Annotated in this window: 18 protein-coding genes and 1 pseudogene; 10 read left to right on the top strand and 9 right to left on the bottom strand. The window is 70.3% G+C overall.

Translation table 11 applies throughout. From position 1 onward, the window contains the following. Positions 1-37: 37 nt before the first annotated feature. The 5 genes from D7X12_RS23315 to D7X12_RS23290 form a co-directional block, all read right to left on the bottom strand. Complete coding sequence (locus D7X12_RS23315; protein WP_120627484.1) at positions 38-616, bottom strand: methyltransferase domain-containing protein; 579 nt, start codon at positions 614-616, stop codon at positions 38-40. A 1054-nt stretch (positions 617-1670) separates the two neighbouring features. Further along, on the bottom strand, positions 1671-1892 hold the full coding sequence (locus D7X12_RS23305) for a hypothetical protein (protein WP_120627483.1): 222 nt from the start codon (positions 1890-1892) through the stop codon (positions 1671-1673). Positions 1893-1953: 61 nt separating this feature from the next. Beyond that, positions 1954-3543 carry a glucose-6-phosphate isomerase gene (locus tag D7X12_RS23300; protein ID WP_120627482.1) on the bottom strand — a complete coding sequence of 530 codons (1590 nt, stop codon included), beginning with the start codon at positions 3541-3543 and terminating at the stop codon, positions 1954-1956. A 180-nt stretch (positions 3544-3723) separates the two neighbouring features. Beyond that, on the bottom strand, positions 3724-4626 hold the full coding sequence (locus tag D7X12_RS23295) for a sterol desaturase family protein (protein WP_120627481.1): 903 nt from the start codon (positions 4624-4626) through the stop codon (positions 3724-3726). Positions 4627-4651: 25 nt separating this feature from the next. Then, entirely contained in the window at positions 4652-5314 is a 663-nt protein-coding gene (locus D7X12_RS23290; RefSeq protein WP_120627488.1) for a TetR/AcrR family transcriptional regulator, read from the bottom strand. Positions 5315-5716: 402 nt separating this feature from the next. Here D7X12_RS23290 and D7X12_RS45115 point away from each other — a divergent pair. Beyond that, positions 5717-6163: pseudogene (locus D7X12_RS45115) on the top strand (M23 family metallopeptidase); the annotation flags it as partial. A gap of 177 nt (positions 6164-6340) precedes the next feature. On the opposite strand, the gene D7X12_RS23280 reads toward D7X12_RS45115, so the two are convergent. Next, positions 6341-8050 (bottom strand): GTPase, encoded by a 1710-nt coding sequence (locus D7X12_RS23280; RefSeq protein ID WP_120627487.1) that lies wholly within the window; start codon positions 8048-8050, stop codon positions 6341-6343. Between the two features lie 132 nt (positions 8051-8182). Here D7X12_RS23280 and D7X12_RS23275 point away from each other — a divergent pair, with 132 nt between their 5' ends. Both D7X12_RS23275 and D7X12_RS23270 read left to right on the top strand, forming a co-directional pair. Continuing rightward, positions 8183-8950 (top strand): energy transducer TonB, encoded by a 768-nt coding sequence (locus D7X12_RS23275; RefSeq protein ID WP_120627480.1) that lies wholly within the window; start codon positions 8183-8185, stop codon positions 8948-8950. A gap of 1 nt (position 8951) precedes the next feature. Beyond that, entirely contained in the window at positions 8952-9629 is a 678-nt protein-coding gene (locus tag D7X12_RS23270) for a hypothetical protein (RefSeq protein ID WP_147443780.1), read from the top strand. A gap of 68 nt (positions 9630-9697) precedes the next feature. On the opposite strand, the gene D7X12_RS23265 is transcribed toward D7X12_RS23270, so the two are convergent. After that, positions 9698-11968, bottom strand: a complete 2271-nt coding sequence (locus D7X12_RS23265) for a di-heme oxidoreductase family protein (protein ID WP_120627478.1) — start codon at positions 11966-11968, stop codon at positions 9698-9700. Between the two features lie 257 nt (positions 11969-12225). Between D7X12_RS23265 and D7X12_RS23260 the strand changes: the two genes are divergently transcribed. The 4 genes from D7X12_RS23260 (at position 12226) to D7X12_RS23245 (ending at position 14772) form a co-directional block, all read left to right on the top strand. After that, complete coding sequence (locus tag D7X12_RS23260) at positions 12226-12876, top strand: 2OG-Fe(II) oxygenase (RefSeq protein WP_120627477.1); 651 nt, start codon at positions 12226-12228, stop codon at positions 12874-12876. Then, positions 12873-13535, top strand: a complete 663-nt coding sequence (locus D7X12_RS23255; RefSeq protein ID WP_120627476.1) for an SRPBCC family protein — start codon at positions 12873-12875, stop codon at positions 13533-13535. The genes D7X12_RS23260 and D7X12_RS23255 overlap by 4 nt, the downstream gene beginning before the upstream one ends. 63 nt (positions 13536-13598) lie before the next feature. Next, positions 13599-14072 (top strand): MarR family winged helix-turn-helix transcriptional regulator, encoded by a 474-nt coding sequence (locus tag D7X12_RS23250; protein WP_120627475.1) that lies wholly within the window; start codon positions 13599-13601, stop codon positions 14070-14072. Further along, a complete protein-coding gene (locus tag D7X12_RS23245; RefSeq protein WP_120627474.1) occupies positions 14062-14772 on the top strand; it encodes a DUF8817 family protein in 711 nt (236 codons plus the stop codon). Before D7X12_RS23250 ends, D7X12_RS23245 begins: the two co-directional genes overlap by 11 nt. Positions 14773-14781: 9 nt before the next feature. Here D7X12_RS23245 and D7X12_RS23240 read toward each other — a convergent pair whose 3' ends face one another. Continuing rightward, a complete protein-coding gene (locus D7X12_RS23240; RefSeq protein WP_120627486.1) occupies positions 14782-16389 on the bottom strand; it encodes a Na+/H+ antiporter in 1608 nt (535 codons plus the stop codon). Positions 16390-16615: 226 nt separating this feature from the next. On the opposite strand from D7X12_RS23240, the gene D7X12_RS23235 reads away from it, so the two are divergent. Together D7X12_RS23235 and D7X12_RS23230 are read left to right on the top strand one after the other, a co-directional pair. After that, positions 16616-17518, top strand: coding sequence for a dimethylarginine dimethylaminohydrolase family protein (locus D7X12_RS23235; RefSeq protein ID WP_244224732.1), 903 nt, complete (start codon positions 16616-16618; stop codon positions 17516-17518). Then, positions 17508-18299, top strand: a complete 792-nt coding sequence (locus D7X12_RS23230; RefSeq protein ID WP_120627473.1) for a hypothetical protein — start codon at positions 17508-17510, stop codon at positions 18297-18299. The genes D7X12_RS23235 and D7X12_RS23230 overlap by 11 nt, the downstream gene beginning before the upstream one ends. Here D7X12_RS23230 and D7X12_RS23225 read toward each other — a convergent pair. Continuing rightward, complete coding sequence (locus D7X12_RS23225; protein ID WP_120627472.1) at positions 18296-18952, bottom strand: MBL fold metallo-hydrolase; 657 nt, start codon at positions 18950-18952, stop codon at positions 18296-18298. The genes D7X12_RS23230 and D7X12_RS23225 overlap by 4 nt on opposite strands. Positions 18953-19090: 138 nt before the next feature. Here D7X12_RS23225 and D7X12_RS23220 point away from each other — a divergent pair, with 138 nt between their 5' ends. Continuing rightward, a complete protein-coding gene (locus D7X12_RS23220) occupies positions 19091-20977 on the top strand; it encodes a lipase maturation factor family protein (protein ID WP_120627471.1) in 1887 nt (628 codons plus the stop codon). Positions 20978-21004 lie beyond the last annotated feature (27 nt).

Below are 21004 nucleotides of genomic sequence, written 5' to 3'. Positions count from 1 at the left end.
GATTTGGGGGCGGTCGACATCCGGACGGAAGAGGGGGTTAGAGGCGCTCGAAGACGTCCAGGCGGTAGGTGCCCTCCATCTCGCCGCGCAGGTGGCGCAGGGCGCGGCGGGTGAGCCGGTGGAAGGCGTCGTGGACGTCGTGGCCATTGAGGAGCATGTCGCGCGTCTGGCCGGTCCAGTGGACGAGGAGCAGGTGCCCGCGGGGCTCCAGGTGTTCGAGGATGCGCTGCTGCGCGCGTTGCAGCTCGGCGGCGCTCCAGTAGCAGGCGCGTTCGGACAGCAGGGTGAGGTCGAAGGTGGCGTCGGGGTAATCGTCCGGTACGGACAGCTGCTGGAAGCGCACGTGGGGCAGGTGGCGGCAGCGGTGGATGGCGCGGGCCTGGTCGCGCGGGGAGGTGTCCACGGAGAGCAGGGCGTCACAGCGCGCCTGGAGCTTCTCGGTGAGGCCGCCGATGCCGCCCCCGATTTCGAGCGCGGAGCGGTAGCGCGCGCGGGGCAGGGCATCCAGCGTGACGGTGTCCCGGCTGCGCACGCAGCCGAGCGCGTCGAAGCGCCACGGGTCATCGACCTCCGGGGATGCAGCGATGGGGATGGGTGCGGACCGAGAAGGTTTCATCCTGGGGCTCCGGGGGTCGCGAAATCTCAGGATGCGACAGTGATGCGCCCGCCACATCCCGTCCGCCGGGGCCCGTTGCAGTGTTGGCCGTGCACACCGCGGTGAGGCTCCATCGACTGGCGGACGGCTCGGGACCTGGGGGCAGTCACGGCGTCAGCGGGAGGACGCGGAGCTCAGGGACCGGTCCAGGAATCCGGTTGGCAGGACCACGGCCAGTCCTTCTTGCGACGGTCGCAGTGGTAGCCCTCCGCGCACGGATTGGGTCCGTTCGGGTCGCAGGCTGGAACGCAGTGATAGCGGTCGCAGACCTGGCCCTCTCCACAGGTCGGGTTCGCGGGGGAGCAGCGCACGACACATTCCATCCAGACCTTGCCGGGGAACCGCGGGTCCGCGCTCGTCTCACACTTCCGGCCATCGGAGCAGGGCGTCTCCACGCAGTTCGTGCCGTAGATCTCCGCGCAGGTGGAAGTGCCTTCCTGGAAGGGGATGCAGTGCTGGCCCTGAGGGCATCCGCGTGCTTCACAGGTGGGGAGGCACGAGGGTTCTGGCTTCACGTTCGCGCAGAAGAAGCCCTCCGCGCAGGTGCCAGGTTCGCCAGGAGTGCAGGGGCGGGCACAGAAACCGAAACCCCGGCTGCCCGCGCACTGAAGGTCCGCCATACAGGTCGCTTCCCGCTCCAGGGGGAGCTTCAGGCAATGCTCTCCCTCCTGACGCGGTCCGATGGGTGCGCAGAGTCTGACTTGCGGTCCTCCATGGAGGGTGGACAGGGTGCTGCAGCGTTGGCCTTCGAGGCATTGAAGGTCGGTCATGCAGGCGCTGTCCGTGCAGTAGTTCCCGTGGCGGATGTCGAAGAAACAACCGAGAGGCTGCTCGCAGTCAGCCTGCTTCGAGCAATGGTGGTGGTAGGTCAGCAGTTTCGCCCGTGCCTGGGTGCTGAGGACCGGAATCACGCCGTCCTGGGCCGGCACTTCCCGGAGGCTCCAGAGGATGAAGACCGTCGGCGCGACGAGCGCGATGCAAGCGGACAGGCCCAGGGGAATGTGCCAGCGGCGCATCATGGACACTTCTCAAGACACTCCGCGCTCTGATCGTCCTCGCCCTCGCAGTAGAGGGCGTAGTCCTTGGGGGGACATCGATCCTCGGGCACCTGCTCCACCGCATCCCGATGCGCGGCCCGGTCCACCAGCCCGCCCCGCCGGTGCACCTCCGGGCACGCGGTCACGCAGCCCAGCACGAACAGCCACATCCCCACGGAGTGCGCGCGGCCCTGGCCCATGACGGCCCAGGCTAACCGTCACCCGGGCGCGTCAATCATTGTCCCGTGGGGCAAGCCACTGTCACGCCGCCTGGAAGCGGGCTTCAGCGGGGCGCTCGCCGCCGGTGCGCTTCACGCCGTGGTCGCCATTGGCGGACAGGTGTTGCAGCAGCTTGAACACCGTCTCCGCCTCGTCCGGCGCGCCGATGTCCTGGGCCAGTTGATCCGCCGAGCGCGCCTCCGCCTTCGCCGCCTGCAACTTCGCCAGCAGCTTGCCCTGCAGCTCCAGCACGCGGCCCGCGGCCTTCTTGCCCGCCTCCACGCCCGGCTGGTGATAGGCATTGATGTTCACGAGGTGGGCGTAGAGCCCCACCGCCCGCTCGTACAACGCAATCAAGGCGCCCACCGTGCGCGCGCCCACGTCCTGCACCGTGAGCGTCATCGACTCGCGGCCCTTCTCGAACAGCGCGCGGCGCGTGCCCAGGAAGAAGCCCAGCAGGTAGTCGCCGCTGGTGTTGTCACCCTCCACCGCCATCGACTTGCCGTCGCGGTCCTTCAGCACCTCCACGAAGGTGACGAAGAAGTTGTTCACGCCCTCGCGCAGCTGCTGCACGTACGCGTGCTGATCCGTGGAGCCCTTGTTGCCGTAGACGGCGATGCCCTGGTTCACGACCTTGCCGTCCAGGGACAGCTCCTTGCCCAGCGACTCCATCACCAACTGCTGGAGGTACTTGGACATCAGCATCAGCCGGTCCTTGTACGGCAGGATGACCATGTCCTTGGTGCCCCTGCCGCCGCCCGCGTGGAACCACATCAGCGCGAGCAGCGCCGCCGGGTTCTTCGCCACGTCGTGCACGCGCGTCACCGCGTCCATGTCCTTCGCGCCCGCGAGGAAGCCATCCACATCCAGCCCCTGCAACCGCGCCGGCACCAGCCCCACCGCCGACATGAGGGACGTGCGCCCGCCAACCCAGTCCCACATCGGGAAGGTGCGCAGCCAGTGGTGCCCCTTGGCGTACTGATCCAACTCGCTGCCGTCACCCGTCACGGCCACCGCGTGCGCGCCGAAGTCCAGGCCGCGCTGCTGGTAGGCGCGCTCCGTCTCCAGCATGCCGTTGCGCGTCTCCTTGGTGCCGCCGGACTTGCTGATGACCACCGTGAGCGTCTCCGAAAGCCGCTCGCCCAATTGCCCCAGCGTCCGGTCCATCCCGTCCGGATCCGTGTTGTCCAGGAAGTGCACCTGCATCGGGTCCCGGTGCGAACCCAGCGCGTCCGCGACCAGCTGCGGCCCCAGCGCGGAGCCGCCAATGCCCACCAGCAGCACCTGCGTGAACTTCGCCGCCTTGGCGGGCTTCACCTTGCCGGCGTGCACGTCCCGGGCGAAGGCGGCCACCTGGGCCTGCATGTCGGTGATGGCCGTCTTGAGCGCGGCCTCAGGCGACAGCTCCGGCGCGCGCAGCCAGTAGTGGCCCACGCGGCGGTTCTCGTCCGGGTTCGCGATGGCGCCCTTCTCCAGCGCGTCCATGGCCTGGAACGCCGCGTCCATGCGCGGACGCATCCCGTCCAGGAAGTCCGCGCCGAAGTTCATGCGGGAGATGTCCAGCGTGAGCCCCACCGAGGGGACGACGCACAGGTGCCGCTGGTACCGCTCCCACAACTCGCGCTCCGTCATGACCCGACTCCTTGCCTGGGAGGGGCGCCCGCCTTCGTGACGCGCGGGGCCCTGGAAACCGTCGCGGCGCACCGTAGCAAGGCCCGCACGGCGTGAAGGCAAGGATGTCGCGGCCGCGTTGCCTGGACATCGCTTCGGCCAGGCCTCCTGTTGTCTCCTGGCGCCTGGGCGGCCCCGCGATCACGGCGACGGTTGCGCGGCCTCCACGGAGGGCGGCGGGGCTTCAGGCGCCTGCGCGGCCTTCGGCTTCCAGGCCGGGTTGCGGAAGATGTAGCCCAGCCGCTGGCTCAGCGGGCCGGGGCGGGCCGCGTCCCGGGCGATGGCGGCCCACTCGTGGAACGCGATGCGCACCGGGTTGTACGTGGAGAGGTTCTTCGTCAGCCCGTAGACGGGGCGCTCGACCTCCGGGGTGAAGGTGCCGAAGAGCCGGTCCCAGATGATGAGGATGCCCGCGTAGTTCGTGTCCAGGTAGACGGCGTTGGACGCGTGGTGCGCGCGGTGGTGCGACGGCGTGTTGAAGAGCCACTCCACCGGACGCGGCAGCCGGTGGATGACCTCCGTGTGGATCCAGTATTGGTACAGCAGGCTCACCGCCTGCTGGGTGACGATCATCTCCGGGGAGAAGCCCAGCAGCGCGAGCGGCACCCAGAACACCCAGCCCGTCATCGGCGTCCACGTCTGGCGCAGCGCCGTGGACAGGTTGTAGTGCTGGCTGGAGTGGTGCACGACGTGCGACGCCCAGAAGAAGCGGCTCTCGTGGTGCACCCGGTGGAAGGCGTAGTAGCAGAGGTCTTCCAGGAAGAAGAGCAGCACCCAGGCCAGGAGCCCGGAGCCCATGCGCAGCGGCGTCAGGTGGTAGAGGCCCGCGTAGCCCGCGAACGCCACGACCTTCCAGCCCACGCCCACCGCCACGCTCCCCAGCCCCATGGAGAGGCTGGCCAGCGTGTCCTTCCACGTGTGGCCCTTCACGGTGGCGCCCGCCTCGGCGCGCAGCCGCTTCACCCACAGGGCCTCGGCGATGACGGTGATGACGAACACCGGGATGGCCGGGGTGATGAGGTCGGGGATGTGAGACATGTCCATGGATGACCTCCTGCGTGCGTACGGCTCAGGCTTTGGGTGCGAAGGAGACGCGCAGGAAGCGCGCCAGGGTGTCCAGCATGCGGCGGTGCGCCGGGTCCGTCGGGCGGGCCGTGCCGCCCACCGCCGCGCCCTGCACGGCGTCCAGCGCCAGCTCCACCACGTCGTCGAAGTCCGGGTGCGTGGCGGCCACGTCCGGGAACAGCTCGCGCGCCACGCGGTGCAGGTTCTTGCGGTGCGGGCCGTCCACCGCCGCCAGCGCCCGCTGCAGCTCCCGGTCGGTGCGCGCGGCGACGTACAGCTCGATGGCGGCCTGCAGCTCCGGGCGCTGGTAGGCGGCCCACAGCATGTCCACCACCGCCTCCACCCGGTCCTTCCCGGACGGCCGCGCCCCCACGCCCGCGAGGAAGTCCTGGATGATGCGGGGGAAGAGGTGCTCCACCGCCACCGCGAGCAGCTCCTCCTTGGTGTCGAAGTGCGTGAAGAGCGCCCCCTGCGACACCCCCGCCCGCTTCGCCACGTCCACCGTCGTCAGCCGCGCGTAGCCCTGCTCCACCAGCGCCTCCAGGGTCGCGTCCAGCAGCTTGCGGCGCGTCGTCTCCCGGCGCTCCGCCTGCGTGCGGCGCACCGCCGGTGCGGCGACCTTCGGCGCGGGCGCGGTCTTCAGGCTGGAGGCGGACTTCGGAGGCATGCCCTGAAGCATAAACCCCCATTTAAAAAGTGACCAGTCACTTTGTTGGGGCGGGCGGGGAGGCCTGGGGAAGGCCCGGAGCCCGGTTTCCTGATCCGCGCGGACGGGGCCGTCGCGGGCACGCTCGCAGGGCAGACGGGCGGCCGAGCGTCTGCCATTGCGCATGCTCCATGACAGGGATTGGGCAGTGCCTTTTTCAGAGGGACAAACCCTGACAACCGAGCAGGCAGGGAGGCAGGCGCTCCCGTGCTTCAGGCCGCTTTTCCCTCTGGAGTGTGGTCAAGGGTCGCCCCCTGGAGACAGGGCAGGGCGCAGCCCGCCTGCTAGTGATCCGTTCGGGATTGAGCGAAAATCAAAGGGAAATAGCGCAAGGCCTTGCACCGGTTATCCGCCCGCCCCGATATGACCTTCCCTGCTCTGCTCGTCGGCTCCCTCCTCGCTTCGGCTCCCACTCTCCCCTCCAAGGCCGCCTCGAATGTCGTCGCCGAGGTGGGTGTGCCCTTCGCCTGTGGTCGCATCTACACGGTGAGCCAGGGCCATGAGACAGGCAGTCACCAGCACAACGACACCTTCGCGTGGGACTTCCGCATGCCGGAAGGCACTCCCATCGTGGCGGCGCACGACGGCACCGTCCGGCTGGCGCGCGGTGACAGCAAGCAGGGTGGATGTGGGGAGCAGTTCGCGCCCCTGGCCAACTACGTCGTCATCTCCCATGGCGACGGGCTGGAGACGCAGTACCTGCACTTCAGCGCCGTGGTGGTGAAGGCCGGCGAGCGCGTGAAGGAGGGGCAGCTGATCGGCTTCTCCGGCGCGACGGGCTGGGCCTGCGGCGCGCACCTGCACTTCAAGGTCGCGAAGGAGCAGGGCTCCGGGTGGAACAACCCGTCCGTGCCCGCGCGCATCGTGGGCTATGGCGATCCGGTGCGTGACACGCTGGTGTCGGCGCCGCTGTGCAAGGACGCCGCGCAGCCGATGATGGCTTCCGCCGGGGGCGCCCACCTGCCGGGCCAGGCGGTGGAGTCCATGTCACCGCCCACCGCCGGTTCGATCCAGGATGCGTCGCGCGGCCTGCCGCCCGGGGCCAAGGCCATTCTCGACGGCCTCTCCCAGCCTCCCGCCCAGGGCGGCGAGGGACTCGACAAAACGGGTCCGGCCCGCACGCCCCGCATGGCGAGCGGCTCCAACGAGACTCGCTGACGCGAGCAGCGCTCCGGCGCCCGCGAGCAGTCCGAAGAAGGCCCCCGCGTTGATGAAGTACTCCAACGGCAGCAGGGGGCCTTCCACGTAGCCGCGCACCACGCGGTACCCCACGTGCCCCAGCAATGCGAGCAGGGGCAGGTTGATGAGCGGCAGCACCAGCCACCGTGCCGTGCGCCACCAGCGGGCCACGGCCTCCGCGACCGCGGTGGAGGCCGTGTAGCGCCAGGCGCTCGCGCGGGCCACGCGCAGCTCCGCCAGCATCGCCTCCACGTCCGGCACCCCCAACGCCTCCGCCTCCAGTCCCTGGTTGCGCGCCACGCTGCGCGCTTCGGCCAGGGCGGTGCGCGCGGCGGACTCGGCGAGGAAGTCGTCCTCGAAGGGCTCCACCACGGCGAGCTCCGCGGCGCGAGCGCGGGTGCGGTCCCTCACGGCGTCCACCACGGTGGACGCCGCGGCCACGGCGAGCCCCGCGGGCAGGCTGCGGCGGGCCACCAGCGCGCCGGCGCCCATGCCGGAGGCACCCCACAACGACAGGCGCAGGCCCCACGCGGCGGGCCCCCAGAAGCGACCCGCGGCCTGGCGGCGCACCTCCGACGCGAGGTGTCCGTGGGCCAGGTGCAGCCGCGCGTCGAAGTCGCTCCGCAGGGCTTCGCCCGCGCGAGCGAGCCCCATGTCGAGCGCGGTGCGCGTCCGCTCCAGCAGGGCGTCCGTTTCACCCAATGCCGTCTTCACGGTGGAGGCGAGTTCCTCCAGGGCGCCCAGGGCGTTGCTGTGGCGCACGCGGGTGGCGACGGCCTGGGTGGCGAGGCCCTTGAGGTGGAAGAGGAGCGGGCCGAATTCGCCGGACACGTCCTGGCCGTCCTTGGCGGCGCGCGCGCTGATGGCGAAGACGTGGATGTCCTCGGCGGCGAGGCCGTGGTGCTGGGTGGCGACGCGGCGGATTTGAGACTTCAGGGCGTCGCGCGAGTCGGCGGAGAGTTCGTCGGCGAAGTTGAGGATGAAGACGAGCGCGCGGCGGCGGGCGAACTCGTTGAGGAAGTCCACCTGGGTGGCCTCCGCGACGCTGCCCCGGTGCATGACGACGAGCGCGACGTCCGCCTTGTCCAGCGCGGCGCGGGCCACGTCGCGGTGCTGGGTGGCCACGCTGTTGAGGTCCGGCGTGTCGATGAAGATCTGCCCGCTCCACAGGCCTTGGGGGCCGGGCGTGTAGCGCACGACGCGCGCGCCGGTGCGTGACAGCTCCTCCACGGGCGTGCCTTCCGGCGCGAAGAGGGTGGACGCGGTGCTGGTGGGCCGGTCCACGCCTTCACGGGAGAGGGCCTGTCCCGCGAGCGCGTTGAGCAGGGTGGACTTGCCCGCGCCGGTGGCGCCGACGAGCGCGACGACGAGCGGCGCGTCCTTGCGGGCGATGCCGCGGGCGTAGTCTTCCAGCAGTCGTTCCAGGCGCGGGCCGTGCGGCTGGAGCGCGGGCAGCGACAGGGCGTCGGTGAGCAGCGGGCGGAGGGCTTCGGGGTCGGGAAGGCGGGTGTCGTCCACGGAGAGGCCAGCGTGGCGTGACGAAGGCGCGCTGGCTACGAAGATGCGCGGCGACGGTGCGCCAGCGTGCACTCCGGGGCCCGGGGCTCCCCGCGCTGCGCCCGCATGCCTTCGTAGTACCTTGCTCCGGACATGAACACGAACATGCTGGGGCCCCTGCGCCTGGGACGAATGCTGCTCCTGCTGGCGACGGTGCCGGGGTTCGGCTGCGCCACGCTCTCCGCCCATCTCAAAGCGCCCGAAGAAATCTCGGAGAAGGCCCGGCGGCTCTGCATGAACAGCTTGCTGGCCTGGCCCGAGTTGTCCCGCTTCCCGGCGGACATGCGGCCCCAGGACTACGTCCGCCCGGAAGACCTGGCCTGGCTTCAGGCCCATCCGGAGGTGTCACCTTCCATCGCGAAGCCGCCAGCCTCCCCGGGCCTCTGCGAGGTGCTGCCGTTCAGCGTCGAGGAGGGGTTCGCCGTCGTCCCGGTGAGGACACGGCCCTCGACGCCCGCGAAGGGTTGGCCCTCCGGTGACATCCTCGTGGCCTTCCTCCAGACCCCCTTGGGTTGGCGTGCGGCCTATTGGCTCCCGGAGGAAGCGGCGTTTCCCCCGCAGGTCGCCGCAGCGAACGTGCTCCTCTTCTCCGAGGCCATGACCCGTCCGCAGAAGTTGTCGGGCAACGACGTCATCTATACGAAGGAGGCCCTCCAGGCACGCGTCCAGGGGCTGATGGTCATCCGCTGCGTGATCACCCGTGGCGGGAGCGTCAATGGCTGTCACACCCTGAGGCCCGTGCCCCTCATGACCCAGCCTGCCCTCAAAACGCTCTGGAACCAGCTCTATGCCCCTGCGACACTCGACGGCAAGTCCGTGGACACGCGGTACACGTTCTACATGCGCCTTCGGATGCACTGACATGACGTCGAAACGTGTGCGGCGCGCATGGAGTCAGGGGCTGCTCGGTGCTTGTCTGGCCCTGGCCTCCACGGTCCCCGCGGCGGAACCCATGCTGACGGAGGGCGTGCGGCTGCGCGCCCTGTCCCTCCCCTTCGACGAAGCGACGGCGCTGCCACGCCGGCTCTTTGAGACACTCCCGTGTGAGCTGGGCCAGCAGGGCCCGGGCGGAGAGTGGGCGCTGTCCGTCCGCCAGAGCGTCACCGTGCGCCCGGCTGGCACGGTGCTCACGGCGTTCATCTCCCAATCCCTGTCACTGCCAGGCGGACTGGAGTTCGAACGCGCCGTGGGCATCCCGCAGACAGGCTCCGCCACCCGCCCGTCCCGGCCCGGGGTGCACGCCCGCTGTCACGAACAGCGGCTGGAGCTGTCCGTGGAAGGCGCGCCGGTGCTGACGCTGCTCCCCACCCTGCGCCGGGACACCGTGTCGTGGCGGGTGGCGCCCGACGTGGAGGCCCGCCTCCAGCCCCTCCTCGCGCGCACCGACCCCGAGTCACGCAGGGCCCTGGATGAGTTCAGCCGCCTCGTGGAGCAACTCGAAGCCCACGCCCGGAGCAGTCTCCGCGACCCGCCGCCCACCGTGGAGGGGCTGGCCTGCGTGCGCGCCGCCCTGGCCGGGGCGCCCTGCACGCGTCCCTGAAACGCAGGACGCCGGACGGAGCACGGTGGCTCCATCCGGCGTCTGGCTTCACGCGTCTGCCGCGATGACTACAGCGAGTTGACGAACTTCAAGAGCGCGTTGCGGTCCGCGGCGGTGAGGTTCACGAAGGCCTGCTTGGAGGCCTCGCCCTCGCCACCGTGCCAGAGGATGGCCTCGGTGACGCTGCGCGCACGACCGTCGTGCAGGTACGACTCACCGCCGCTGACGCCCACCGTCAGGCCAATGCCCCAGAGGGGCGCGGTGCGCCACTCGGCGCCGGACGCGGCGCCTTCGGGCAGGTTGTCCGCGAGGCCCGCGCCCATGTCGTGCAGCAGCAGGTCCGTGTACGGACGGATGGTCTGGCTGCGGAACTCGTTCAGCGGGCTGTACTGGCTGGTGGTCAGCGTGGGCGCGTGGCACTTCGCGCAGCCCGCGTTGGTGAACACCGTCTCACCCTGGAGCGCCGTCGCGTCGTTGTAGTCGCGGCGCGCCGGGACGCCCAGCAGGGCGATGTAGCGGGTGAGCTTGTCCAGGTCGGTGTCGCCCAGCTCCGTGCTCGTGCCCGCGCAGCCCTGCTGCGACGTGCCGCAGTCCTGCGACTTGAACACGGACGTCGTCACGCCCATGTCGCTGTTGAGCGCCTCGGCGACCTGGTGACGCACGCGCGCCGTGGCCGCCTTCCAACCGAAGCGGCCCATGCGCGTGACGCCCGTCTCCGGGTCCCGCACCGTCTGCATGCGGCCGGAGATGCCGTCGCCGTTGCCGTCATTCGGATCCGCGAGCCCCGCCACCTGCGACTCCGGCACCGCCTCCAAGAGGCCCATGCCCACGAGCTGCGGCGTGATGCGCGCGGAGAAGTTCGTCGGCGTCACGTTGAGGAAGCTGTAGTTGGGCTTGCGCAGCTGGTACGCCGTGCCGTCCCGCAGCGTGCCGTTCGTGGTCGTCCAGCCGCTGATGCGCACGTCCGCCTCAGGGGTGCCGGTGACGGCGCGCGGCTGCAGGCGGAAGCCCAGCGCGGGGTCCACCGTCACGGTGCTGCCGTTCACCTTGCCCACCTTCACCACGTAGTTGGTGAGCGTGGTGTTGGTGGTCGTCGGAGGCAGGCCGCGGCCGTTCTGCTTGTGGCAGGCGACGCAGGAGTTGGCGACGAAGTTGTTGCCCAGCTTGTTCGCGTGCGCGGTCATGGCCGGGTTGCCCGGCTCCGAGTGGCTGCCGTCCTGGAAGTTCGTGTGGTGGATGCGGCGGCCCTCGACGAAGGGCTGCGCGTTCACCGGCGCCATGTTGGTGGACATCTGCAGGAAGCGGTTGTCCGGCTCGTTGGAGAACGGCGTGTGCAGCGTGGTGAGACCGCCCGCCAAGGCCTTCTGCGGCAGCGGGAAGGAGTCGCGGATGGCGCCCTGGCCCTCGAAGGGCACGAGCCCGCCCTGGCCCACGATGTAGAGGATGCCCGACGAGTAGTAGTTGAAGCGGCCCTCGACCGGCGCCTTGAGGAACACGCCCACTTCCATCTCCATCCGGTCACCCACGCGGATGGCGCGGCCTTCCTTGGCGTTGAAGTTCACCGACGCCGTGTGCTTGTAGTCGCTCACCCGCACGAAGTCCGCGTTGTGGAAGTACTCCGCCACCGTGTTGAGGCCGCGGAAGAACGCGCGGAAGTCAGGGCTGTCATACGGGTAGATGGAGTACAGGTTGACGGTGACGTTGCTGCCGCCCTTGGCGACCTCGTCGACAATCTCAATCCAGTGCGTGCGCTGCTGGAAGTAGAGCGCCAGGTAGTGGTCATAGGCCTGGTACATGTCCTCGCGCATGTGGCGGTCGCGAACGCGGTCGCCCACGCGGGTGATGATGGCCGTGGAGGTGTTCTCGATGGTGGCCGGCTCCAGCGCCGTGCTGCTGGTGAACAGCGGCACCACGGGGCCCGCGTCGCCGTTGGGCGGCGGCCCGGCGTCCGGCGTGCCCGCGTCCACGGGCGTACCCGCGTCCACCGGCGTCCCCGCGTCCACCGGCGTGCCGCCCGCGTGCGTGTAGCGCGTCCAGGTCGTGTCACGCGCACAGGCGCACGTCACGTCCCAGTACGTGAAGTTGTAGTCGATGAAGTTGCCCGCCGTGAGGCCGGTGACCGTGTACTGGTTGCGGCCGCCCGACACCGTCATGCGGATGTTGAGCTGCTGGCCGTTGTTCAGCTTGTAGTGGATGTCTGCCCAATCCGTCGTGTCGACGTAGAAGATGGCGGACGAACCAGAGGGGGTGACGCCAGATGTGGCGGCTTCGGATTCAACCGCCAGACAACTGGCGGCCAGGAACGCGAGCACGATTCCCGTGAGTCTGCTGTGGCTCATGGATGCGACTCCAATGGGGTGGATGGAGCGTGGGACGGCGGCGCTGCGAAGGGGACTTCGTAGCTCGTCCGAAGAAAGTCGGGATTCATTCCCGCTGCAAGGTGGGAGGCCGGAGAAAACAACTAAGGCGTGATAAAATGTGAATAAGCGGAAATGATATAATTCGTGACGCGATGTGTTGTCGTGGTGTTGACGCAATGTGTTGAGAGGCATTGCCGCGACGCGGCGCAAGCGGGGCCCGAGTAGACTCCGGGCCCATGCGCTTCCAGCCACCGTGGGGTGGGGCCTTCCGGCTCGACACCTTCTTCCACCGCACTCCCGAGGCCCTGCCTGAAGAGGCGACGGAGTCCATCCGCTCGGCCATCCTGGGCTCGTCGCTCCTGGGGGAGTCGAACCTGTCGGGGCAGTTCTCCGGCACCTACGGCTTCTCACTGACGTTCCGCCGCGAGGCGCTGCCGGACGTCACGCGGCGCTTCCCGGCGTTCGCGCCCTTCCTGGCGAAGACGCTGCTGCCGGAGTGCAACGCCTTCCTGCTCAACCCCTTGCTGGTGGGCCAGGGCCGGGGGGTGGCGGCCCACATCGACCGGAGTCTGGAGTTCTACGGCCCGAGTATCGGCTGCCCGGTGGCGGTGAGCGTGCTGTATGTCCAGGTTCCGAAGGAACTCCGGGGCGGGGCGTTGCGGCTGTATCACCGGGGCGGGAAGGTGGCGGAGCTGACGCCCCAGCCGCGCGCGCTGGTGATGTTCCGGGGTGACCTGATGCATGAGGTGGAGGCCATCTCCTCCGGCGCCGAGGGGCTGGAGGGCTCGCGGATCAGCCTGGTGGTGGAGCAGTACCGGGCCCCTGAGACAGTGCTGTCCGGCGTGCCCCGCTTCGAGCTGCGCACGCGTTCGGGGGCCCAGGCGTGAGCGACCTCGACCTGGAGTGGAAGCTGCCGGTGTCGCCGGACGCGGTGTTCCCCGCGTTCGAGCAGCCCTCGCTCATCCGCCGCTGGTTCGGCGCGCCGCCGGGCTGTCACCGCACGCACGCGCCGGACCCGGGTGCCCTGGGCGAGCCCTACCGGGTGGTGCTGCGGGACGCGGTGGGTCGCTCGTTCGCGCAGGTGGGCTGCATCATGGAGGCAGACCCGCCGCGCTTCCTGGCGCTGGAGATGGATTGGGAGGGCGGGCCGGTGCCAGCCGGGCGGACCCGGGCGGAGCTGACCTTCGAGCCCACGGAAGACGGGGGCACGCGGCTGCTGCTGCGCCAGGGGCCCTTCGCGGACGACGCGGCCCGCGACGCGCACCGGGCCTACTGGGAGGCGTGCCTGGGGCGGCTCGCGCGCGTGGTGGCGGGCGAGGCGGTGCCCTGCTTCGAGGAGTTCTGGGAGGAGTCGCGAGGCTTCGTGGGCCCGCTGGGCGCGGCGGCGTACGCGGTGCTGGCGGGGCTGCGCGAGGCGGGAGCCCCACCGGAGGCGGTGTCGCAGGTGGAGGACATCCTCTACACGCACCTGTCCCGGCTGCCGGAGGACACCGCGGCGGTGCTGGGCTCCGTGCTCCAGTCACGCGTGGAGGGCGCGGCGGACTGAGGAGCACGCCCCGGGTCAGGCGGTAGATTGACAGGTTCCTGTCGATTTGACAGGTTCCTGTCGATGCCGTCATTGACCAAGAAAGCCGAGACCTTCACCGCGCTCGTCCTGGAGGTGTTCCAGTTGAACGGGCTGCTGCTCCAGGCCGGAGACAGGCTGAGCGCTCCCGCGGGACTGACGAGCGCCCGCTGGCAGGTGCTGGGCGTCATCGACCACGGCCCCGTCACGGTGGCGGCGGTGGCGCGCACGATGGGCCTCGCGCGGCAGAGCGTGCAGCAGACGACGGACGCGCTCGCGAGCGACGGGTTCGTGGAGTACGTGGACAACCCGAACCACCAGCGGGCGAAGTGCGTGTCCCTCACCGCCGCCGGACGCCGCGCGTTGCGGAAGGTCGAACAGGCGCACGCCGCGTGGGCGGAACGCATGGGCGCGAGCCTCGGCCCCGGGGTGCTGGCCGCGGCCGTGGAGGGCGTTCGCGAAGCGCGCCTGCGACTCGAAAAGGACCTGAACCCGGAGGAGGGCTCCCATGAAGAGTGACGCCTGCATTCCCCTGCTGCCCTGCGTGGAGCTCGCGCCGACGCTGGAGTTCTACGGCCGGCTCGGCTTCGAGGTGACGTACCAGCAGCGCATCCCCAACCCCTACGCGGCGACGCGGCGGGGCGGGGCGCAGCTCCACTTCTTCGGCCAGAAGGGGTTGGATCCGCAGAAGGCCTACAGCTGCTGTCTCGTCATCGTGGACGAGGTGGAGCAGCTGCACGCGCGCTTCGTGTCCGTGCTGAAGGAGGCCTACGGCCGGATTCCGCTCCGGGGTGTCCCGCGACTGACCCGCATGAAGAAGGGGCAGTCGCGCTTCACCCTCGTGGACCCCTCCGGCAACTCCCTCATGTTCATCCGGCGGGACGAGCCCTCGGGCTACGGAGACGACGACGCGGACGCTGCGGCCTCCGTGCTCGCCAAGGCCCTCAAGGCCGCGCGGCGCCTGCGTGACTTCAAGGGCGATGACGCAGCGGCCGCGAAGGTGCTGGAGGGCGCGCTGAAGAAGGCGGACGCCGGGACGACGGTGGAGCGGGCCCGAGCGCTCGCGGCCCGGGCGGAGCTGGCTATTGCCCTGGGGGATGCGCCCCGCGCCCGGGAACTGGCGCGGGACATCGATGCGCTGCCCCTGTCGGCCTCCGAGCGCGAAGGGCTCCGGGAAGAGCTGGGCGCCATCGAACAGCTCGTCCGGTCCCAGGAGTAGGCGGCCGGCTCAGGACGCCACCGCCTCCGGGGTGGCGTGGGCATCCTCCAGGGGGACATGCGCCTCCGCGTCCTTCGTCTTCGCGATGCGCTCGTCCAGCTCCGCGCACAGGTGTTCGAAGACGTCCTTGTTGAGCGTGCCCTTCTGGTAGGCGTCGAAGAGGGCGTCCTTCTCCACGATGAGGACGCGGCGGGCGGCCTCCTGGTGCTCCTCCTCGTGGAAGCGCGTGGACTGCTGCTTGAGCGCCGTCAGCTCCTGCTCCACCGCTGTGGCCTTCTGCTGGTAGTCGCGCTCCATGGGCTCCAGCACGTCCACGGGAATCTCACGCGAGCGGCGCATGGCCTCCAGCGCGGCCAGCGCGGCGTGGATGGCGCCCAGCCGGCCCCGGGCCAGCTCGTACTGCTCCTGGTAGACGTCCTTGATGCCGGTGATGCCCAGCTTCTTGAGCACCGGGGCGATGGTGAGCCCCTGGAAGATGATGGAGAGCACCACCACGCCGAACGTCATGTTCACCAGCATCTCGCGGTGGGCGAAGTCCGCCGGGAGACCGAGCACCAGCACCATGGACACCGCGCCCCGCAGGCCGCTCCAGGTGAGCACCGCGCTCCAGCTCCACGGCAGGCGCTCCGACGTGAGCCGCAAGAGGCCGGACACGCCGTAGACGACCACCGCGCGCCCCACCATCACCGCGGCGTACGCCAGGAGGATGGGCTGCCACGACGCCAGCAGCGAGGTGAGCTGCACCTCCAGGCCGATGAGCAGGAACACCACCGAGTTGAGCGCGAAGGCCAGGTACTCCCAGAAGCTCTCCACCGCGACGCGCGTGGTGGGGCTCATGCCCAGCCGCGCGGCCCAGTTGCCGCACAACATGCCGGCCACCACCGTGGCGATGACGCCCGAGTAGTGGAAGTGCTCGGCCACGACGAACGACCCGTACGCGGCGATGACCGTGAGGGTGATCTCCACCATCGCGTCGTCCACCCGCTGGATGACCTGCGCCACCGCGAAGCCCACCGCGGCGCCAATCACCATGCCCATGCCGGCGATCCTCAGGAAGTCCAGCGTGGCCCCGCCCACGGTGAACCTCTCTCCGTTGGCCACGCTCAGCACCAGCATGAAGAGCACCACGGCGGTGCCGTCATTGAGCAGGCTCTCCCCCTCCACCAGGATGGCCAGCCGCTTGGGCGCACCCAGCGCCTTGAACAGGCCCACCACCGCGATGGGGTCCGTGGACACGATGAGCGACGCGAACACCATCGCGTGGATGAGCCCGAAGCCCTCCAGGAAGTTCATCCCCCGCATCGCCGGGGACAACAGCAGCGCCGTGAGCCCCATGGACGCCACCACGCCGGGGATGGCCAGCGAGGTGATGGCCAGCTTGTTCTTCCAGAACTTGCGGAACTCGACGTGGAACGCCGCCTCGAACAACAGGCCCGGCAGGATGATGGCGAACAGCAGCTCCTTCGTCAGGTGCGGCGGCTCGAAGACATGCACCATGCCCAGGCCCAGGCCTGCCAGCACCAGCGCCACCGTGTACGGAAACTTGAAGTAGCGCGCCGCGATTGCCACCGCCGTCGCGATGGAGAACAGCAGCACGAAGGCCAGCTCGAAGTGCATGAAACCCCAACCCATTGGTGCTCAAAAGAGGTGGGAGTCTACGTGTGTGCGCGGCGGGTGGGGAGCCTCCCCGGGTGAAAACGGCGGGTGCCCGCGCCTTCCCCGTGGAGCGCTCCGGGCGGCCCCCGCGGGCACTGTGGGACGGTGGACGGCCAGGCGTCGGACGACCGGGCGTCAGGTGGTGGATGCGTTGTGAGGCCTCCCTCCGAGGGCTAGAAGCGGAGGGATGATGGACCTCTTCCTGATGTCCCCCCCAGGTCGGAGCTGGGCCCTGCGAGGCCGCGCGAACTTCCGCAGCCGCGAGGCGGCCCCGGCGGATGCTCGCGGCGCGAGGCGGGAGTGGCTGACGCTGGCCCGGCACATCGAGGCACGCGGCGGCACGGTGGTGGCGCTGCCCTCCCCGTCGGACGTGCTGACGGGCATGCCCTACGCGGCCGAGTGCGGCCAGGTGGTCGCCCGCGAGGGCCAGGCGCCGCTGTTCCTGCTGCCCCGGATGATGAGCGCGCACCGCTTCGCGGAGCGGGACCACTGGGCGCCGCTGGCCCGGCGCATGGGCCTGGAGGTGGTGGACCCCGGCGTGGGCATCTGGGAGGCGCACGGCGACGTGGCGACGTTCGACGGCGTGACGCTGCTGTTCTGGGGCGGGCGCACGACGCTCGACGGGCTGGAGGCGGCCCAGAAGCACTTCCCCGGCGAGGTGCTGCGCGTGCAGGTGCGCGAGCCTGCGTTCCACGGGAACATGGCGGTGCTGCCGCTGCCCGCGGTGGACCGGCTGCTGGTGTGCCCGGATGTGATGGCGCCGGAGTCGGTGACGCTCTTGGAGCAGCGCTTCGGCGCGGACCGGCTGGTGCGGGTGACGGAGGCGGACATCCGCCGCTATGCGACGAACGGGCTGCCGCTGGGCCGCGACCTGCTCGTGCCCACGGTGATGCCCGCGCACATCGTGGACCTGCTGCAGGGCCTGGGCATGCGCGTGGTGTCCATGCCGATGCCGGAGCTGACGGAGAAGGGCGGAGGCTCGTCGCGGTGTCTGGTGTCGCGCGCGTCGGTGGACGCGGACCGCCTCCAGCTTCCTCCTGAGTACCGACTGGACGCGGTGGCGAAGGACATCGAAGCCGATGCCGGGTGAACTCGCGCCGCTGGCGCAGGCGTTCTTCGCCGCGAACCCGGAGCTGTCATTGCAGGCCCTGGGCTCCGGCGTGCACGTCCCGTCGTTGGACCTGGCGCCCTCCGGCATCCCGGTGACGCACCTGCTGGCCGAGCACAACGCGGAGCTGGCGCGCCAGTACCTCACGCTCAACCAGCTGGCCTTCGGCGGCATCGGCGTGCCGCGTTGGGTGTTGTCGGACCTGTACCTGCTGCCCGGCGCCATTGGACTGCTGCGCTGTCCCGCGCGGCTGTTGAAGGCGCCCGCGCGCGAGCGGCTGCTGCTGGCGGACGAGGAGCTGGCCATTGGCGCGGCCTGCTACGTGGCGCCGTCGCTGACGCCGGGGCTGTTCGTGGGCGTGTCGCTGTTCAGCTTCCTGCCGGGCCGGGGCGCGTCGTCGTGGGTGAAGACGCTGACGCTGGGCATGGTGCGCGCGAAGTTCCTGCGGGGCGTCACCCAGTGGGACAACCCGGCGGTGCGCGTGCACACGCGGCTGGGCCCCATGCGCCTCGTGGGCCGCGTCCCCGGGGGACACGACTACGACGAGCGCACCTTCGTCTACGAGACGGACCTGCGCGACGAGGCCCGCGTCGCGCAGGCGATGGCGCGCGGCGAGGAGCAGGTCCCCGCGATGCGCATCCCCGTCACGGACCTGGCGGCGCTGGGCGCGCTCCTGGACCGCGCGGAAGCGGGAGCCCGGCTGGAGCTCGTTCCGCCCGGCCAGGACGCGGGCCACGTGCTGGTGCGCGAGCTGCGCGGTTAGGCGGGCGCTGGAGCGCTCGGGAATTCGTGGTCCTGCTCCAGGGCCTTGCGCAGCGCGGAGGCCCCATCCTTGAGGATGGGCGCGCCGTGCGCGAAGCAGACGGTCTCGATGGGCAGGTGGTCCAGGATGCGCTGGATGCTGGAGCGGGTGCGCAGGGGCTCGTCCTGGTATTCGCCCGGGACGAACTTCGGTGTGCCGTTGCCCTCACGCGAGAGCAGGTCGGAGATGAAGACCACCGCGTGCGGGCTCTTCTGCATCCAGAGCGTGTACATGGCCTCGGTGGGGCCGGGCGTCTGGAAGGTGTTGAGGCCGCCGGGCAGGGTGTGGCCGGCCACGTATTCGAAGTCCGGCTTCTCCTCCAGGCCCTGTGCACCTTCGGGGGCCCAGACGGGGATGCCCAACGCCTTGCGCATGCTCCACGCGGAGCGCTGGTGGTTGCCCGCGGTGAGCACGATGGCTTCGAGGTTGCCCAGCTTGCGCAGGGCCTTCTCGTCGATGGGCAGCGGGTCGATGAGGGTGACGGTGCCGTCCTCGTCCACCACCGCGTAGGCGTCGCTGCGGATGCCGTCCATCCGGTCATCCGCGACCGTCCAGTGATGCACCCCGGGAACGATCTCCACCGTCTTCCTGGCCTGGGTCTTGGGCTCGCTCATTGGACGAAGGTACGCACCGGCGTCGGGATGACACGGGCCCCTGCTCCGCTGCTCGCCGGCCCCCCCGGCAGGCCCTTCCACCCCTTCGCATCCCACAATGCGCACGCACCTTTGTCCTGGGGGATGAAGGAGAACGCGATGCGCGCGATGCAACCGCTCGTGCTGTTTGATGGAGACTGTGGCTTCTGCAAGCGCTGGGTGGCGCGCTGGAGCGGCAACACCGAAGGGCGCGTGCGCTTCGTCCGCGCGAGCGGGTGGCTGCTCAGGCTGCTGGGCATTCCGAAGCGGGACATGACGCGCGCCATGCAGCTCGTGGAGCCCTCGGGGCGCCGTTCGTCGGGCGCGGAGGCGGTCTTCCGGATGCTTGCCTGGTCGCCCCACCGGGGCACGCGCTTCGTCGCGCGGCTGGGATTGCTGCCCGGGCTCAAGCAGGGGGCGGGGCTCGTGTACTCGCTCATCGCGCGCAACCGGCGTCGGGCGTCGCGGCTGGACACCCTGTTGTTCAGCCGGGTGACGGAGCCCGCGCAGCACCGGTGGGTGCGCTGGGCGTTCATGCGCTTGTTGGGCGGCACCTTCCTCGTCGCCTTCACGTCGCTGGGCCGGCAGGTGCTGGGGCTCTATGGCGAGAACGGCATCCGCCCCATCCGCGAGGTGGCGAACTCCCAGCGCTATGCCGCGCAGGGCCGCTGGCGGCGGCCGTCGGTGTTCTGGTGGGACGCGTCCGACGCGGCGCTGGTGAAGGGCTGCCGCGTGGGGCAGGGCCTGTCGCTGGCGCTGCTGCTCAACGTGGCGCCGCGCCTGAGCGCGACGGCGCTGTGGGGCCTGTACCTGTCCTATGTGTCGCTGGGGCGCGAGTTCCTCTCGTTCCAGTGGGACGTGCTGCTGTTGGAGATGGGGGTGCTGGGCGCGCTCACCGCGCCGGGAGGCGTGAGGCCCGGGTTGGGGAAGCGGGACGTCTCCGCGCTGGAGGTGTTCCTCTTCCGGATGCTCGTGTTCCGGCTCTATTTCGGCTCCGGGGTGAGCAAGTTCCACTCGAAGGACAGGACGTGGCGCGAGCTGAGTGCGTGCGACGTGTACTTCGAGACCGCGCCCCTTCCCACGCGCGGGGGGTGGGCCGCGCACCAGCTTCCACGGTCGGTGCGCCACGCGGGCACCGCGGCCGTGCTGGTGGCGGAGACGGCGGTGCCCTTCCTCGCCTTCGGGCCCCGGCGCGTGCGACAGGCGGCCTTCGGGGTGTTCTCGGCGCTGCAGGCGGCCATCATCGCCACGGGCAACTACGGCTACTTCAACTTCCAGTCCCTGGCCCTGGGGCTGTGGCTGCTGGACGACGCGGCCCTGCGGCGCGTGCTGCCGGAAGGCCTGGCGCGGAAGTCGGAGCCGGAGGCGCCCGTGCGCGGGCCGTCGCTGATGGGCACGGCGGTGTCCTCCGTCGCGGCGGTGCCGTTCCTGGTGCTGGGCACCACGGAGCTGCTGCGCCGGATGGGGTGGTGGCCTCGCGGGCCGGCGCGCGTGGTGGAGGCGGTGGAGTGGCTGGAGGACCGGGCGCTGCCGCTGCACTCGGTGAACTCCTACGGCCTGTTCGCGGTGATGACGGTGGAGCGGCCGGAGATCACCCTCGAGGGCTCCGACGACGGCGTGCACTGGGTGGCGTACCCGTTCCGCTACAAGATGTCGGAGGTGGACCGACCGCCGCGCCAGGTGGCGCCGCACCAGCCCCGGTTGGACTGGCAGATGTGGTTCGCGGCGCTGGGGTCCCCGTCGTCGTGGTTCCTGGCGCTGATGGCGCGGCTGCTGGAGGGCTCGCCGGAGGTGTTGGAGCTGTTCGCGGCCAATCCCTTTCCGGACCACCCGCCCCGCTTCGTCCGGGCGGTGCTCCATGACTACCGGATGACCTCCTGGGAGGAGCGCCAGCGCACCGGGGCCTGGTGGAAGCGGGAGCCTCGCGGGCTGTATGTGTCCCCGCTGACCCTCACGCCTGGCGCCCTGCGCTCACACGGAGGACCCCGGCTGTCCTGGCACGCTTAGGAATGGGTGGGCGGTGCGGTGTGGGAC

It is taken from the genome of Corallococcus sicarius (assembly GCF_003611735.1).
GTDB lineage: Bacteria > Myxococcota > Myxococcia > Myxococcales > Myxococcaceae > Corallococcus > Corallococcus sicarius.
This window is presented reverse-complemented; position numbering and strand designations above follow the sequence as displayed.

Bases quoted from the DNA above. Each gene is read 5' to 3' on its own strand.
- D7X12_RS23250 (WP_120627475.1), top strand. From the start codon at position 13,599: ATGCCGTCATTGACCAAGAAAGCCGAGACCTTCACCGCGCTCGTCCTG.
- D7X12_RS23295 (WP_120627481.1), bottom strand. From the start codon at position 4,626: ATGGACATGTCTCACATCCCCGACCTCATCACCCCGGCCATCCCGGTG.
- D7X12_RS23225 (WP_120627472.1), bottom strand. From the start codon at position 18,952: ATGAGCGAGCCCAAGACCCAGGCCAGGAAGACGGTGGAGATCGTTCCC.
- D7X12_RS23315 (WP_120627484.1), bottom strand. From the start codon at position 616: ATGAAACCTTCTCGGTCCGCACCCATCCCCATCGCTGCATCCCCGGAG.
- D7X12_RS23230 (WP_120627473.1), top strand. From the start codon at position 17,508: ATGCCGGGTGAACTCGCGCCGCTGGCGCAGGCGTTCTTCGCCGCGAAC.
- D7X12_RS23245 (WP_120627474.1), top strand. From the start codon at position 14,062: ATGAAGAGTGACGCCTGCATTCCCCTGCTGCCCTGCGTGGAGCTCGCG.
- D7X12_RS23235 (WP_244224732.1), top strand. From the start codon at position 16,616: ATGATGGACCTCTTCCTGATGTCCCCCCCAGGTCGGAGCTGGGCCCTG.
- D7X12_RS23220 (WP_120627471.1), top strand. From the start codon at position 19,091: ATGCGCGCGATGCAACCGCTCGTGCTGTTTGATGGAGACTGTGGCTTC.
- D7X12_RS23275 (WP_120627480.1), top strand. From the start codon at position 8,183: ATGAACACGAACATGCTGGGGCCCCTGCGCCTGGGACGAATGCTGCTC.
- D7X12_RS23270 (WP_147443780.1), top strand. From the start codon at position 8,952: ATGACGTCGAAACGTGTGCGGCGCGCATGGAGTCAGGGGCTGCTCGGT.
- D7X12_RS23290 (WP_120627488.1), bottom strand. From the start codon at position 5,314: ATGCCTCCGAAGTCCGCCTCCAGCCTGAAGACCGCGCCCGCGCCGAAG.
- D7X12_RS23265 (WP_120627478.1), bottom strand. From the start codon at position 11,968: ATGAGCCACAGCAGACTCACGGGAATCGTGCTCGCGTTCCTGGCCGCC.
- D7X12_RS23305 (WP_120627483.1), bottom strand. From the start codon at position 1,892: ATGGGCCAGGGCCGCGCGCACTCCGTGGGGATGTGGCTGTTCGTGCTG.
- D7X12_RS23300 (WP_120627482.1), bottom strand. From the start codon at position 3,543: ATGACGGAGCGCGAGTTGTGGGAGCGGTACCAGCGGCACCTGTGCGTC.
- D7X12_RS23260 (WP_120627477.1), top strand. From the start codon at position 12,226: ATGCGCTTCCAGCCACCGTGGGGTGGGGCCTTCCGGCTCGACACCTTC.
- D7X12_RS23240 (WP_120627486.1), bottom strand. From the start codon at position 16,389: ATGCACTTCGAGCTGGCCTTCGTGCTGCTGTTCTCCATCGCGACGGCG.